Below are 15,429 nucleotides of genomic sequence, written 5' to 3' on the forward strand. Positions count from 1 at the left end.
GGAAAGTCTCAGCGTTTAACCAGCCGGTATCTGACGAGGTCAAGAACCCACACCAACACCATAACCAGGGATGCTATGCCCATGTTCACAAAGGCCCGGCCCGCGTTGGCGGCATCACCCAGAATGGTTTCGTAGCCGCCGTGCAACCAGGCCGGCATCCACCAGCCAGCTACCTCACCGGACTCGACCGGGGTCAACAGGAGGACAATCAACGCGGCCTGCAACAGCGTGCGGATGGCATAAACCGGAATTACCCGAAACAGGCGGGATATGGTGTAGAAGAACACCACGAAGGCGACGGCGTACAGGGCCCAGAATATTCCGTAAGCAAGGTTTGTTTCTGCGTCTATCATCAAAGGATCCAGTGAATTATGTGTTCTTCCCAATCGTCTTCCGGTACATCGGCTTCCGAGATCACGCGATTACGCACCGATACACCCGCTTCATGAACCGTATCGGGGTCACCCGACCGTAGCGGGTGCCAGTCTGCAAGCGCACGCCCTTCCGCCAGTGTGCGGTAGGCACAGGTATACGGCAGCCAATGGTAGTCGCTCAGCGTATCCGGTGTCAGCACCGTGCATGCAGGCACTTTCTGCAAGCGCTCGGAGTACACGCTGCACTGACAGGTGTCCTGCTCCATGTAACGGCACACCAGCTCAGTGTAGTAGACATCGCCGGTGTCTTCGTCTTCCAGCTTGGCCAGACAACATTTACCGCAGCCGTCACACAGGGACTCCCATTCCTTGGCGGTCATCTCATGGAGACGTTTGCGTTGCCAGAACGGAATCTCTGCAATCATTCCCGGCCGGGCTCCGGTTTACGGCGAAAGTCTACAACGTAGCCGCTGGATTCCTCAGGCATCTGCAGGAAGAAATCCTTGTCGGCAATAGCCTCCAGAACCTGCTTGCCAGACGTTCGGGCAAGCTTCCGTTCCGGTGTCATGATCAGGTCCATGGCGTGTATTGGCTGGCCGAATATGCCCCGCAGGCTATCCGGCAGTTCATCCCAGGCCTGGCCCCGTCGAACGTAGATATACGTGTCCGGCTTCTTACTGCTGCGAAACACCGACACAAAGGTCTTTTCGGTCATGATTTCAGTAATTCCTCAATCTGTTCCTGCACCGGTGCCAGGAGGTCACGGCGCCAGCCCTCGTCAAACAGCCCGGCAGCCAGGTTTCGTTGTTGTACAACAGCCTCAAGGCGCTTGCGAGGCGCCAGCAGTTCCACCGGCACATCCCGTTCCTCCGCCGCCTTCACCATCAGGCGTTTGAGCTGTTTATAGAACATCTGGTCCTGGCGGCTCAGCGGAGCGGCGATAACGTCGATGCCGGAATTATCCGCGGTCGATGCCTCCGCAACCATATTAATAATCGTATCCCCGTAGCGCCTGACCACGGCCGGAGGCAAGCCCTGGATATTCGATAGCTCCCGTACTGACTGTGGCAGTCTCTGGGCGATGGCAATCAGCAGTGCATCGGCCACAACCCGGTTGCGGGGCCGATCCCGGAGGCGCGACTCATGTTCCCGCCAACACACCAGGGTTTTCAGCACCCCCTGCTGTTGGCGGCTCAATGTCCAGCCGCCTCGCAGTTTCAGGTAATGGCTGTCGGGATTATCCTGGGCTGCCAGTTCCTTTGAAAATCGAGTGGATTCGTCAGCCAATGCCGCTTCAAGGCCCCGTTTCTGCAACCGAGTAATCACCCAGTGATACAAGGGAACAAGGAAGCGAACGTCGTCCAGAGCGTAGCGTTCCTGAGCCGCGGAAAGCGGGCGAGAAACCCAATCCGAGCGCGTCGCCGATTTGTCCAGTGATTCACCGAAGAGAGTTTCCACCAGCCGGGCATAACCGACGGAAAAGCCGGCACCGGCCAGCGCGGCGCCGATCTGCAGGTCGAGAATGCCCTCCGGTTCCAGCTGCAACCAGTGCCGGAACAGTTCCAGATCCTCACTCATGGCGTATAGCAATTTGGGGGTGTCCGGGTCGGTGAGCGCGTTGCGAAAGCCCTCTGACGCCTCTGCGACCGACGGGTCTACCAGGCAGAACCGCTGCCCCATCCCCAACTGGACCAGACCAGGAATCGGGAAGAAGGTGTTGACCCGTTCGAACTCGGTATCCAGTGCAAGCGGTTCGCCTTGCCCTTCGGCAAGCCAGCGGTCCAGGTCGTCCGGCTCCCGAATCCAGGTAACCGTGTCGGGAGCCGCAGGAACGGAAGCGGCCGGGGTGTTGGAATCCATATAATAATCCCGGTCAGGTTTAATCAGTCAGAGGTTTTCGGCCACGGAAGGCATGGGTCAGGGTAAATCCGTCAACATAACCCAGTTCGCCCCCCACCGGGATACCATGGGCAAGACGGGTAATCAGGATATTGCGGCCATCCAGCCTGTCGGCAATGTAGTGGGCAGTCGCCTCACCTTCCACAGTTGGATTGGTCGCAAGGATCAGCTCCGTCACCCCTTCTCCGTGGATGCGTTGCAGCAGCCGCTCAATACCGATTTCCTCGGGGCCCACGCCGTCGATGGGCGACAGATGCCCCATCAACACGAAGTAGCTGCCGCGATAATCGCCCGCCTGCTCAATGGCAAGAAGGTCGGAGGGGCTTTCCACCACGCAGAGCGTACCATTCCGTCGTTCAGGGTTTTCGCAGATATTGCAGGTAGGCGTATCGGCGAAGTTCTGGCAGCTCTCACAGCGGCGCACACCGGTCATGGCACGATCCAGTGCGTCAGAAAGCCGCGAGCCTCCAGAGCGGCCGCGCTCCAGCAGGTGGAAGGCCATACGCTGGGCCGTTTTCTGACCGACGCCAGGCAGACAGCGGAGAGACTCCACCAGTTCGTCTACCAACGGACTAAAAGCCATCAGCTATCCTCGATCAGAACGGCATCTTGAAGCCCGGAGGCATACCCATACCGGACATCATGCCGGACATTTTGTCTTTCTGGTTTTCCTCAACACGGCGCACGGCGTCGTTGATAGCAGCCGCCAGCAGGTCTTCCAGAATCTCCTTGTCTTCGCTCAGCAGGGACGGATCGATATCCACTTTCCGCACGTCATGACGACCGTTCATAGTCACCTTGACCAGGCCCGCGCCGGCTTCGCCGGTAATCTCGGCCTTGGCGGCCTCTTCCTGGGCCTTCTTCATTTCTTCCTGCATCTGCTGGGCCTTTTTCATCAGGTCGCCCATATTGTTCATCACGCTCACCTTCTACAGAATTGCCTTAGAGAGTTGCCACCACGTGGCTCCAACCGCAGACCTTAGCCGGACTTTGCCTGATTCGGCGGCCGGATACTGTTTTCGACGACCCGAGCCTCGAATCGTTCAACAATCGACTGCACTGCGGGATCACTGCGAATTGAGTCTTCCGCTGCCTTCTGGCGCGCCTGCCGCTGGCGCTCTTCCCAGGCAGCCGGCGTTTTGCCCTCAGCATCGCCCTGCTCCACACGCAGGGTTATGGTGGCGCCAAACCGATTCCTCAACGCCTCGATAATTTTTTCTTCATGGCGGGCGTTCAACAACCGTGCGTGACCTTCATCGATGGTCAGCACGATTTCATCGCCGTTGCGAGTCATAGCCGCATTACTGGCGAGGTTACCCGGCATGCCCACAATGCCCAGGCTGCGAAAATCACGTTCCCAGACAAATTCGCCGGTATCCGCAGGTTCTTCGATCGGTTCGGCCGGCTCAGTCGATTCGGTCGACGCTGCTGATTCTACCTGGGGCACATCGGCCTGAGGCGCTTCGACGTATTCCGGCTCAGGCGCTACGGGCTCGGGCTCATAATCCTCCGTGCTGGCCGCTTCGGCCGCTGCAGATTCAGCCGCTTCATCCAGGCTCGCCAGCCAGGCAGCGTCAGGCTCCTCTGGCGCGGGAGCGGGTTGGGATTCCAGTACGGGCTCCTGGGCTTCCGGTTGAGGCTCCGGCTGGGGCGTCGGTTCGGTTCGTTGTTCTGGCTCTGCCCGCTGTTCTGAATCTGGCTGTTGAGGCGCTTGTTCAGGCTCAACAGCCGCTGTTATTGTCTCCGACGCCGGGCCAGGCTCAGGGTCTTCCCGGGACTCCTGCCCTGATGATGACGTCCCGGAGGCCACCACCGGTGGTTCACGGCGGTCAGTGCCAGGCCGGAAGGCCAGCATTCGCAGCAACGTCATCTCAAACCCCATGCGGGCATCGGGAGTGACCGCCAGGTCCTTACGGCCCATCAGCGCGGCCTGATAGAAGAGTTGCGCGTCTTCCGCGCTCAGCCGGCGCGCCAGGGATTCCACCTGCGCGGCATCCCCAAGGGCATTATCGACACTGCCCGGCACCACCTGTTCCATCGTCACCCGATGGAACAGCGACAACAGGTCCGCCAGGATCACGCTGTAATCCGGCGCAAAATCGGAAATACGATTGATCTCGGACAGCAGCGCGGGCCCGTCGTCTTCCACCAGCGCATTCACCAGGTTCTCGATATCGCTTTGATCAATCGTGCCCAACATGTTGCTGACATCACTGCCGCTGAGCGTCTGATTGCCGAAGGCAATGGCCTGGTCTGTCAGGCTCAGGGCGTCCCGCATACTGCCATCCGCGGCACGTGCCAATAGCCACAGGGCCGGTTCCTCGAAAGGAATGCCTTCCTGGGTCAGCACGTGGCGCAGGTGCCCGGCAATGTGTTCGGGCGTCATCCGCTTGAGGTTGAACTGCAGGCAACGGGACAACACGGTCACTGGCAGCTTCTGGGGATCCGTGGTCGCCAGCAGGAATTTGACGTGTTCCGGGGGTTCTTCAAGGGTCTTGAGGAAAGCGTTAAAGGACTGGTTGGTCAACATATGTACCTCGTCAATGAGGTACACCTTGAAGCGGCCACGGGTTGGCGAGTACTGGACGTTATCGGTGAGTTCCCGCATATCATCCACGCCAGTACGGGAGGCTGCGTCGATTTCGATCAAATCAACAAACCGCCCTTCCTGGATTTCCTGGCAACTGGAGCAGGTTCCACACGGCGTGGCGGTAACGCCGGTTTCGCAGTTCAGGCATCGGGCCAGCAATCGGCCAATGGTTGTTTTGCCTACGCCCCGGGTACCGGTAAACAGATAGGCGTGGTGCAGCCGCTGGTTGTCCAGGGCGTGGATCAGTGCCTGGAGCACATGCTCCTGGCCGACCATATCTTCGAATGTCCGGGGGCGCCACTTACGGGCAAGTACCTGGTAGCTCATGTTCTGCCAACTGCCGTTAAAAATGGGTTTAACCATAGCACGGTCAGGATGTTAGAAGAAGCCAACAAGAAGCAATCAGAGAGGGATAATCGGGGGCGTTAAAAGGAAAAATCTGGGGGTGACTCCATCAGCGACACTCCGGCACACAAGTCCACCGCTTCGGCTGCTCCCTTCCGGGCCTGACCGGGTTCACGGTTTATCGTTGCGGAGGCACCAATGGAGCCACCATAACGGGCTTTGGGGCGAAATCCCTCAAAGCGGCGCGCATATTAGCAAAAGGGTTCCGGCACTACAATGGCAGCGGCACTTCATCGCATCGGAACCAGCAGGCGACGCTGTAACGGGTACGGTGGGCCGGCAACACCTCATGGGGAATTTCTTCGCTCATAAACAGCGCCATCCGCCCTGCCAGTGGCAATACGACGCCACATACCTCGTTCTCGTTTTCACGATTGAAAATCTGCAACGCGCCGCCGTCGGCCTCCTGCCAACCCTCATTAAGGTACAAAACCAGGCTGACAACCCGCGACGCCCTGCCCTGGAAGCTATCCACATGGCGACGATAGAAGTCACCGTTGTGATAGGTGGCGTAGTGCGCCTCAAACCGTTTCAACCCCAGGAACAACCGCTCATTCAACCCCAGCCTGACCAACTCGAAGAACTCGAACAACGCCGCCTGAACCGGCGTCACGCCCTGCAACCACGCAATCTTGTCTCGCCTTACTGATCTGTCCTGGAGCAAGTCCTGACCACGCCCCACACCCGCCTTACGCAGCGCCTCGGTCCGGTCCAGTATCCGAACTTCACTGCGAAGACCCTTTAAAAGGGACGGAGTTAACAGCACAGACACATCCTGGCTCATCCAGCCATGCTCCGTGAGACCATCGGCCAATTCATCAAGCCACTGATCGCCTCCCGGCGTCGAAAGATCGACTCCAGCCTGGCAAGACTCGGGAACTGAGGCAGTAATCTGGTCAATCATTCATCAAACTCCGACGGGGACGGCCGATTTTATGATGGTTTCTCGCCGTAAGCACAGTTTTAATTTACCCTGAGTATAAGGACATGCCGTAACTCTTGCGGCACCTCAGACCGACAATCCATTGACCACCCAGAAAGCTGTAACGAGGCACTACGTGACACTAAAACCCGGGCACTGGTCGTTCACCCGATGGACAACCATCGGGCAACTGGAAGCCATGGAGGTACACCACCCCTTGTTCCACGCCCGCCTTTTCCTGCAGGGCGCTCACCTTACTCACTTTGCCGCCCGTGACGAACCACACTGGCTGTGGATAAGCGACACCGCGCGCTTTGAACCCGGCGTGGCCATCCGTGGTGGCATTCCGATATGCTGGCCCTGGTTTGGGGCGCCCGAGAAAAATCCCCCGGAAGTTCGCCGCAGGCTGCTGACCACCAGCTCCCACGGTTTCGCCCGCACAGCAGTGTGGAAGCTGGAGGATGTCAGGGAAACCGCGCACGACGTGGAAATCAGCCTGTCACTTGATGCAAACAGTGACTTTTCTGATGCCTGGGACGGCCGCGCCCGGTTACTGATGACCTTCCACTTCTCGGCTGACGGCTGCCAACTGGCGTTGACCACCACCAATCCGGGTTCGGAACCGCTGGCGTTTACCCAGGCACTTCACACCTATCTTCCGACCCCGGACATTTCCAAAACGCTGGTCAGAGGCCTCGAAAACTGCGGATACGTGGACTCCCTGAAAGACTGGAGCTACCACACACAGCAAGGGCCAGTGAGCTTCGAGGGTGAAACCGACCGCATCTATGAAAGCGGCAATTCGCTGATCGTTGAAACCCCATCAGGGAACCGGCGCATCACCGCCATCGGCAGCGACTCCACGGTTGTCTGGAATCCGGGGCCGGAGAAAGCGGCACGATTGTCGGATTTCCCCGACGTTGCCTGGGAGTCCATGCTGTGCGTTGAAAGCGCCAATGCCCTCGGCGATTACCGCGTGCTGAATACGGGCCAGAGTCATACCCTTGGCGTTATGATAGGAAGAGAGTAAAAACCACATGGGTCTAGCATCGATTCTGAAGTCACGGTTGATCCCGGCAGAGCTGGAGAATCACATCAATCGCATCCGCAAGCCGATTGGTTCTCTGGGGTACGATCCCTGGGGCTATAACAACGAAGTGATGAAGTACGGCTTCTCCCTGACCCGCCAGATCTACGCAAAGTATTTTCGAGTGGAAGCCACCGGCGTTGACAAAATTCCCTCGGAGGGGCCGGTGCTGATCGTCCCGAATCACAGTGGGCAGTTGCCGGTAGATGGACTTTTGATCGCCTACGCCCTTGCCTCTCGCGAGAAAAACCCGCGCATTCCCCGGGCAATGATCGAACGTTTTTTCCCGACCGTCCCCTACCTCGGCAATTTGCTGAACGAGTTTGGCGCGGTTTTGGGCGATCCCACCAATTGCGCCAAGATGCTGGCCAACGGCGAGGCCGTCATCGTATTCCCCGAAGGCATTCGCGGGTCTGGCAAGCTGTATCAGGATCGCTACCAGCTCAAGCGGTTCGGTAACGGCTTCATGCACCTGGCCATGAAATACAAGGCACCCATTGTGCCAGTGGGCGTGGTCGGGTGTGAGGAAACCATTCCCGCCATCGCCAACATCAAACCACTGGCTCGGTGGCTCGGCATTCCCTACGCTCCGGTGGCCATGCCGTTTGTCTTGCCGGCTAAAGTCCACCTGAACTTTGGCGACCCAATGGTGTTTGACGACCTGGAAATTCCCGAAGAACAGGTGACAGAGCGGGTGGAACAGGTGAAGGCAGCGATCAGTGAATTGATCGATACCGGACTGAGCGAAAGGAAAAGGCTGTTCTGATGGTTGAAAAAAGCAGACCCCAGATTCTTGTAACAGGTGCAGCTGGCGCCCTGGCTCAACAGGTAATCAGCCGCCTGCGGGATACCTGCAACCTCGTCGCCGTGGATTTTCGAGAACAGGTCTATCTGGGCGACGATATCCCCAGCTACTGCATCGACTTCAACAAGCGCTCCTTCGAAGACCTTTTCCGGCGTTACCGGTTTGATGGCGTCATTCATCTCGGTCGCATCATGTCGAGCCAGCTCACCCGAATGCGCCGTTACAACGCCAACGTGCTCGGCACCCAGAAACTGCTGGACCTGAGCCACAAGTACAACATCAAAAGGGTGGTGGTCCTGTCGACCTTCCACGTCTATGGCGCGGTGGCCTACAACCCGGCGCTGATAGACGAGGAAGCTCCGCTGAAAAGTGCGGGGCTGAGCGCGGACCTGATTGATTCCGTGGAACTGGAGAACCTGGCCAACATCTACCTGTGGCGCTACCCGGACCTGAATATCACCATTCTGCGGCCCTGCAATATTGTCGGCCCTGGCGTGCGCAACTCCATCAGCACCTTGCTGGGCATGGAACGGGCACCTGTTCTGGCCGGTTTTTCACCGATGATGCAGTTTATCCATATCGATGACATGGCGGATGCCATCGTGCTGGCTTACAACAAACCCCAGCGGGGAATTTTCAATGTCGCGCCGCAGGACTGGGTGGCCTACCAGCATGCGTTGAAGCTCTGCGGCTGCGGCCGCATACCAGTACCATCCATTCCCCCCATACTGCCCAGGATGATACTGCGGACACTCAACCTGCGAAGTTTTCCTTCGTACCTGATGCACTTTTTCAAGTATCCTGTAGTCATCGACGGCAGGGCGTTCGCCAGGGAATTCGGTTTCACTCCCAGGCGCCCGCTAAAAGAGATATTCCGGTTCTACCGGGAGAACAAGAAGCCGGTGTGAACGGCACAGGATCGAAATCGGTGCCGTTATGGAAAGTGGCGCATAGCGCAGGAAGCGAAACATGTTGAATAATTTCAGCCTGATCAGTCATTCCACGGCAGCCATTGCCTTTGGGTTGCTATCGCTGCTGATTGCCACACGATACCTGCGCCGGGACATTGATCGTTCTTTGCTCCTCGCCGCCGTGGTCACCACGCTGTGGGCCGGCTCACTTGTTACCCAAAGCCTTTGGGGCGAACCAAGCTTTTTTATTCGCTACCTGCTGGAACTTCTGCGTGATGCCGCGTGGATTACCGTCCTCTTCGCCCTACTTCGCGATTCATTCCGGTCTGCCAATCTTGTCGGTCGCCTACGAAAAGTGCTGGCGGCAGCCACCCTGATCCTGGTTGCTCTCCTACTCGGCAGCGGTGTCCTGGAATATTTCTTCGGGCTCAGCATTCTGGACGGTAAAACCAAAGTGGTTGGCCAGATAGCCCTATCCTTACTCGGCTTATCGCTGATTGAGCAGATCTGGCGAAACTCCGTGTCATTCGGTCGGTCCAGCATGAAGTATGTCTGTATTGCCGTTGGCAGCCTGTTTGCCTTTGATTTCTTCATGTATGCCGACACCCTGCTCTTTGGCCAGGTCTCGGAGTCGTTCTGGAACGCCCGTGGCCTGGTCAACGCTGCACTGGTGCCCTTGTTTGCTGTCAACGTGATTAACACCCGCAAACAGCCAGTGGATTTCCAGCTCTCCCGTTCAGCCGTCTTCCACGCCGGAGCCCTGATACTCGCCGGTGGTTACCTGTTGTTCCTGTCTCTGGGTGGCTACTACGTCAAAACCCTGGGAGGCGAATGGGGCGACGCCCTGCAGGTACTCTTCTTCAGCATCGCACTGGTATTCCTCGTCACCCTGCTGGTCTCGCGCCGTGTGCGTTCCCGGCTAATGGTGTTTATCAGCCAGAACTTTTTCGATTACAAATACGACTACCGCGACGAATGGCTGAAAATGACCCGGGAAATGGCCGACCTCAGCGACAGCCCACCACTTCCGGAACGGGTCATCCGCATTCTTTCGAGCCTGGTTGAAAGCAACGCCGGCGCACTCTGGATACGAGAGGAAAGAGGCGACTTCATCCTCAAAAACGCAGTCAACATGGTCACGCCCAAGTACACGACCATCGACGCCAACTCTGAACTTGTCCGCTTCTTTGGGGAACGGGAGTGGATTATCGACCTTCATGAATATCGTGGCGATCCGGTCAGCTACAACCTGCTGGAGATCCCCGACCCGATATCACATACACCGGATGGTTGGCTGGTCATTCCCCTATACCTCAGCAACGACTTATACGGTATTGCCATGGTCGGCAACCCCTACGCGCGCGTTGAACTCAACTGGGAGAACTTTGACCTGATCAAGGTTGTCGCCCGGCAGACCTGTAACCTGCTTGCACAAACTGACGCCCAGAACCGGCTTTCCAGGGCCATGCAGTTTGAGGCGGTAAGCAAGGCGTCTGCCTTCATGGTGCATGACCTGAAAACACTGATTGCTCAACTATCGTTGCTGGTGAAAAACGCCCCCAGGCACCGGAACAACCCGGCCTTTATCGACGATATGATTCACACCACTGACCATGCCGTGCGCAAGATGTCGAACCTGGTGGATCACATCCGCAAGCCAGCGGACGAAACCCTGGTGACCGAAGTGATCGACCTGACTGAGGTTGTCAGCCATTTGGCGGAGCACTACTCCCGCCGCCAACCTGCACCGAGGGTTGCCGATAATCCCGGAAACATTTTCATCAATGCCGATCGGGAGCAACTCTACAGTATTCTCGGCCACCTGATTCAGAATGCGCAGGATGCCACCCCACCCGATGGCGAAATCACTCTCACCCTGAAAACCGCCAAGGGCAACGTTGTGCTGTTCATCCAGGACACCGGTTCCGGCATGACCGAGGACTTTATCCAGACCCAGCTATTCAAACCGTTCGAAAGTACCAAGGGGCTGACGGGCATGGGCATTGGTGCCTATCAGGCCAGGGAGTATGTGCGCAATGTTGGGGGGAATATAGATGTAACCAGCGAACCGGACCTGGGCTCCTGTTTCTCAATCCGGTTCCCGCTTGCCCGGTTCAAACCGGAACAGGCCCCGGAAGAACCCGAGCGACTGATTACCGGCGACCCACTGCCGCAGCAGAATGCCAAATAATTGGCGAAACCGAAATACAGCGAACACTATCATTGCAAAGTGTCAATCTTCGGTTAAGAATCAGGGTTTAGAGGATTGATCGCAAGACCGTCACCATTACAAAAAGGGATTTGTAACCGTTGTGAGTAGACGACTGCTAATCGTAGAAGATGATCCGGGCTTGCAAAGCCAGATGCGCTGGTGTTTCAGCGAAGATCTGGAAGTAAGCGTTGCGGCTGACCGGGAGTCAGCCCTGACCGCACTGCGTCGAAGCGAACCCGATGTCATTACTCTGGATCTGGGCCTGCCTCCGGATCCAGGTGGTGCAAAAGAAGGCTTTCTACTGCTTGAAGAAATTCTTCGGTTGTCGCCCATGACCAAGATCATTGTGGTCACCGGACGGGAAGACAAGGAGAACGCCGTCAAGGCCATCGGTATGGGGGCCAGTGATTTCTACCAGAAGCCGCTGGACGCGGACATTCTGACCTTCGTGGTGAACCGTGCCTTGCGATTGGCCGAACTGGAACGTGACAACCGGGAGCTGGCCCGTCAGCGTAATGGCACCAACATCAAAGGTATCGTCGCGGCCAGCCCACAGATGCTTGGCATCTGTCGCACCCTCGAAAAAGTGGCCCCCACCGACGTCACTACCCTGATTACCGGTGAAACCGGCACGGGCAAGGAGCTGCTGGCAAGGGCGCTTCATGATTTGAGCCACCGCTTCGATAAACCTTTTGCGGCCATTAACTGTGCCGCTATTCCTGAGAACCTCCTTGAAAGCGAACTCTTTGGCTTTGAGAAGGGCTCGTTCACCGGCGCCACCCAGAGCAAGAAAGGCAAAATCGAAAGCGCCAATGGCGGCACCCTATTCCTGGACGAGATTGGCGACATGCCCATGCCCCTCCAGGCAAAGCTGCTCCGTTTTCTCCAGGAGCGCGTGGTCGATCGGGTGGGCTCGGTCAACCCGGTTCCTGTCGATGTCCGCGTGGTGTGCGCAACTCACCGGGACGTACAGCAGTTGATCGATCAGGAGACTTTCCGCGAGGACCTTTATTACCGGATCAGTGAAATTACTCTCGACGTTCCCGCACTTCGTGAGCGCGAAGGTGACGCCCTCGTTGTTGCGCAGTCGCTGTTGCAGTCATTGGGCAAACAAATGGATCGGCCCAACCTGGCCTTTACCGAAGACGCCATCAAGGCCATCAAGACACACCCATGGCCCGGCAACGTGCGTGAAATGATCAACAAGGTGAAACGGGCCACAATCATGGCCGACGGCAAACGTGTTACCGCCGCCGACCTTGAGCTAAACTGCGACCTTGAAGGCCCCGAAAGCCAACTGAATCTCAGGCAGGTCAGGGAAAATGCGGAACGTGCCGCCATTGTGCAGGCACTGCAGTCCTGTAGCTTCAATATGGCGCAGGCCTCACGCCTGCTCGGCGTAACCCGACCAACGCTGTATAACCTGACTGATAAATATCGGATTGAAACATCCCCCGAATCGTCAGGCGCCTGAATAGCAGGCAAGGAATCCAGAACAAGACCCGATAAGGAAAAGGACCAGGGCCATGAAGCCAGTTTCAGCAGTACGTGCCACCCTCCTCTCAGTCGCAATCTCATTCGCTCTCGCCGGTTGTGGCGACAGCAATGAGATGAGCCAGGACGACATCCAGTACCTGAGTCATATCGACCAGTCACGTTTTTTCCAGCGTCAGGGTGAACTCAAGGCGAGCACATTGGAAGCCAGGAGCGCGATCGAGCTTCAACCGGAAAAGATCGAACCGTATTTCCTGATCGTCAACAATCTCCTCAAGGCAGGCGATGCGGCCAATGCCGAACGGCACCTTAACCAGATCCTGGAGCGCCTCCCTGCAGAGCAGATCGATGCAAAGGTTCAGAACCGCGCCAGCCTGATCCTCGCAGAAGCCAATCTGCTTCAGGAAGATTTTGAAGACGCCCTGGCGGCTCTCGATGACATCACCTCCCCGGACCGACCGGTGGAAACCCAGGCGGCACTGCTGGAAGGCCAGATTTACCTGGCATCCAATGAACTTGAAAAAGCCCGCACTGCGTTCAACAGAGCACGGGAAATAGACTCTGGGGAAGTTGAATCGGTGATAGGACTCTCGAAAACAGCGTTCGCCGGCGGCGACGTATCGAAGGCCCGAAAACTGGTCACCGAGGCGGAAGAGGTCGATGAGGCGAATGGTGAATTATGGCTCTGGAAGGCCGAGCTCGCCGCTTCTCAGGAAGAGTGGCAAAAAGCGGAAGATGCCTATATCCGGGCCCTCGAAGACATCGGTCAGTACGATGTAATGACCCAGCGCAAATACGCCACGATTTCGTCCCTTATTCGCGTTCTTAGAGCCCAGGGGAAGCAGTCAGAAGCTTTCGTTTACGAAGAAATACTGGCCAAGTCCGCCCCCGGTACGATCAAGAGCAACCTGATGGCCGCCCAGGCGGCAGTGGAACAGGGTGACCTCGATGAGGCCGCGCGCTATCTGGAGGAAGTTCTGGCACAAGCTCCCAACCATGAGCAGACATCGTTGATGCTCGGCCTTGTCCGGTTCAGGCAAGGCCGGGTAGAGGATGCTGAAAAGCTGCTGGCACCCATCGCAGAAGCGGGAAATTCAGAAACCGCCAGCAAATTACTGGCCGCCGCACGGCTGCAAATGCGAAACCCAGAAGGCGCCCAGGCCATACTCTCCAATCTGGAGGACAAAGACTCCGATCCGGAAACGCTTGCCATGGTGGCCATTGCCACGCTTGCCAGCGGCGACCTGAAAACGGGCGAAACGCTTATGGACAAGGCCCTGGCAAGCAACCCCGACAACCACCAGCTGAGGCTACGGTATGCGACCTACCTCAACCAGCGGGGTGAACATGACCGGGCGATCGCCGAGGCAACCCGGGTTCTTGAAAGCGCCCCTGAGTTGGAGCAGGCACGCAGCGTCATCGTTGAAGCTCAGGCTCGCTCTGGCAACATGGACGAGGCTGTAAAATCCGCCTCTCAGTGGATTAAAGAAGCTCCTGACAGTATCAATGCCCTGATGACCAGGGGAAGCCTCGCAGCCACCGCAGGCAATGTGGACGCGGCTAAAACAGACTTCAACAAGGCCAGGGAGAAAGCGCCAGAATCACCAGCACCGCTGATCGCTCTTGGTAGACTGGCGCTGACTCAGAACGATCAAGCGGAAGCGCAGAAGCAGTTCCGGGCAGCAGTCAGGCTCGCCCCGGATAGCCGCCAGGCGCTTCAGGGGCTGGCGACCGTTCTGGATCGCGAAGAAACCACAGGTTTCATGCGGGAGATTCTCAAAGAGAATCCGGAAGCGACCGGCCCTCGCCTGATTCTGCTTGAGGTTGCCCTCTTGGATAACAATCAGCAGGAAGCGGACGATTTAACCGCCTCCCTGCTGGAGCGAAACGAGCAATCGACCCCATCACCCGCAACGCCCTTCGTTGCAGGCATCTATAGCAGCGCAGCAACCGCATTCCAGAGCTCGGGAGAAACAGCCCGGGCGGCCGCTCTCCTTGACCGGGCTCGCGCACTGTTCCCGGACAACCAGGACATCGCTCTTCAAGCCGCTCAGCAAGCCTTCAACGAAGGCGAGGAAGACGAAGCGCGGAGAATTATTCAGGAAACCAAGCAGCAACACCCGGAATCCTCTGCGCCCTACGTGACGGAAGCCGCTTACTTCGAACGGCAAAAAGAGTATCAGCAAGCGGCTGAACTCTACCAACTCGCCCTCGACAAGCGCCCCAGCGCCGAGCTCGCAAATGGATACGCGACAAACCTGCAACGATCCGGCAAGGCACAGGAAGCACTCTCTTTCCTTGAGTCCGCCCGCAAAACGTATCCCGGCAGTAACCAGCTGCTTCTTACGCTGGCGCTGCTGCAGCAATCCGAGGGACAGCATGAAAGCGCCAAGTCGAATTATGAGACCCTGCTTGAAAGCGCACCCGGCAACGTTGTGGTGCTAAATAACCTGGCCTGGATCTATCACGAAAATGGGGACAAGCGGGCAATCGATCTGGCGAAGCAAGCCTACGAGCTTAGCCCTGGCAACGCGGCAGTCGCGGACACCTACGGATGGATCATGCTCAAGGCCGGTAATCACGAAGCCAGTGTACCCATTCTCGAAAAGGCCCATGAACTACAACCGGAGTCGGAAGAAATCGCACTGCATCTGGCAGAGGCGTATCGAAGCGTAGGCAAAAATTCTGCAGCAAGGAAAGTGCTGGAAAAATTTGGTGGCCAGGGATAAA

The 15,429-nt window shown here is 57.4% G+C and carries 14 protein-coding genes and 1 other RNA gene; 6 read left to right on the top strand and 9 right to left on the bottom strand.

Annotated features, from left to right (window positions below):
- Nucleotides 1-8: 8 nt before the first annotated feature.
- From AXW11_RS11595 to AXW11_RS11635, 9 genes are all read right to left on the bottom strand, one after another.
- On the bottom strand, nucleotides 9-353 hold the full coding sequence (locus AXW11_RS11595; RefSeq protein WP_036205445.1) for a hypothetical protein: 345 nt from the start codon (nucleotides 351-353) through the stop codon (nucleotides 9-11).
- Complete coding sequence (locus tag AXW11_RS11600) at nucleotides 353-799, bottom strand: YcgN family cysteine cluster protein (RefSeq protein ID WP_036205444.1); 447 nt, start codon at nucleotides 797-799, stop codon at nucleotides 353-355. Before AXW11_RS11600 ends, AXW11_RS11595 begins: the two co-directional genes overlap by 1 nt.
- Nucleotides 796-1,089 (bottom strand): YcgL domain-containing protein, encoded by a 294-nt coding sequence (locus AXW11_RS11605; protein ID WP_036205443.1) that lies wholly within the window; start codon nucleotides 1,087-1,089, stop codon nucleotides 796-798. Before AXW11_RS11605 ends, AXW11_RS11600 begins: the two co-directional genes overlap by 4 nt.
- Entirely contained in the window at nucleotides 1,086-2,234 is a 1,149-nt protein-coding gene (locus AXW11_RS11610) for a ribonuclease D (RefSeq protein ID WP_041334784.1), read from the bottom strand. The genes AXW11_RS11605 and AXW11_RS11610 overlap by 4 nt, the downstream gene beginning before the upstream one ends.
- A gap of 19 nt (nucleotides 2,235-2,253) precedes the next feature.
- Complete coding sequence (recR, locus tag AXW11_RS11615) at nucleotides 2,254-2,856, bottom strand: recombination mediator RecR (RefSeq protein ID WP_036205441.1); 603 nt, start codon at nucleotides 2,854-2,856, stop codon at nucleotides 2,254-2,256.
- A gap of 13 nt (nucleotides 2,857-2,869) precedes the next feature.
- Nucleotides 2,870-3,193 (bottom strand): YbaB/EbfC family nucleoid-associated protein, encoded by a 324-nt coding sequence (locus tag AXW11_RS11620; RefSeq protein WP_174447635.1) that lies wholly within the window; start codon nucleotides 3,191-3,193, stop codon nucleotides 2,870-2,872.
- 59 nt (nucleotides 3,194-3,252) lie between these two features.
- Nucleotides 3,253-5,190: a DNA polymerase III subunit gamma/tau gene (gene dnaX / locus AXW11_RS11625; RefSeq protein ID WP_091641458.1), complete on the bottom strand. Its 1,938-nt coding sequence runs from the start codon at nucleotides 5,188-5,190 to the stop codon at nucleotides 3,253-3,255.
- A 122-nt stretch (nucleotides 5,191-5,312) separates the two neighbouring features.
- Nucleotides 5,313-5,409, bottom strand: an RNA gene (gene ffs, locus AXW11_RS11630) — signal recognition particle sRNA small type.
- Nucleotides 5,410-5,479: 70 nt separating this feature from the next.
- Nucleotides 5,480-6,172 (bottom strand): 2OG-Fe(II) oxygenase, encoded by a 693-nt coding sequence (locus AXW11_RS11635; RefSeq protein WP_091641148.1) that lies wholly within the window; start codon nucleotides 6,170-6,172, stop codon nucleotides 5,480-5,482.
- Nucleotides 6,173-6,326: 154 nt separating this feature from the next.
- Here AXW11_RS11635 and AXW11_RS11640 point away from each other — a divergent pair, with 154 nt between their 5' ends.
- The 6 genes from AXW11_RS11640 to AXW11_RS11665 all read left to right on the top strand — a co-directional run bounded on the left by AXW11_RS11640 (nucleotide 6,327) and on the right by AXW11_RS11665 (nucleotide 15,428).
- Nucleotides 6,327-7,220 carry a D-hexose-6-phosphate mutarotase gene (locus AXW11_RS11640; protein ID WP_087148977.1) on the top strand — a complete coding sequence of 298 codons (894 nt, stop codon included), beginning with the start codon at nucleotides 6,327-6,329 and terminating at the stop codon, nucleotides 7,218-7,220.
- A 7-nt stretch (nucleotides 7,221-7,227) separates the two neighbouring features.
- Entirely contained in the window at nucleotides 7,228-8,043 is an 816-nt protein-coding gene (locus AXW11_RS11645) for a lysophospholipid acyltransferase family protein (RefSeq protein ID WP_091641151.1), read from the top strand.
- Nucleotides 8,043-8,990 carry an SDR family oxidoreductase gene (locus AXW11_RS11650; protein WP_036205431.1) on the top strand — a complete coding sequence of 316 codons (948 nt, stop codon included), beginning with the start codon at nucleotides 8,043-8,045 and terminating at the stop codon, nucleotides 8,988-8,990. Before AXW11_RS11645 ends, AXW11_RS11650 begins: the two co-directional genes overlap by 1 nt.
- A 61-nt stretch (nucleotides 8,991-9,051) precedes the next feature.
- Nucleotides 9,052-11,184, top strand: a complete 2,133-nt coding sequence (gene prsK / locus AXW11_RS11655) for an XrtA/PEP-CTERM system histidine kinase PrsK (RefSeq protein ID WP_091641154.1) — start codon at nucleotides 9,052-9,054, stop codon at nucleotides 11,182-11,184.
- Nucleotides 11,185-11,305: 121 nt separating this feature from the next.
- The gene (gene prsR / locus AXW11_RS11660; protein WP_036205429.1) at nucleotides 11,306-12,679 is read left to right on the top strand and encodes a PEP-CTERM-box response regulator transcription factor; all 1,374 of its coding nucleotides are present in this window, start codon (nucleotides 11,306-11,308) and stop codon (nucleotides 12,677-12,679) included.
- Nucleotides 12,680-12,731: 52 nt separating this feature from the next.
- Complete coding sequence (locus AXW11_RS11665) at nucleotides 12,732-15,428, top strand: tetratricopeptide repeat protein (protein ID WP_091641156.1); 2,697 nt, start codon at nucleotides 12,732-12,734, stop codon at nucleotides 15,426-15,428.
- Nucleotide 15,429: the final 1 nt, after the last annotated feature.

This window comes from Marinobacter sp. Hex_13 (assembly GCF_001566815.1).
In the GTDB taxonomy this organism is placed as follows: Bacteria; Pseudomonadota; Gammaproteobacteria; order Pseudomonadales; family Oleiphilaceae; genus Marinobacter; species Marinobacter salarius.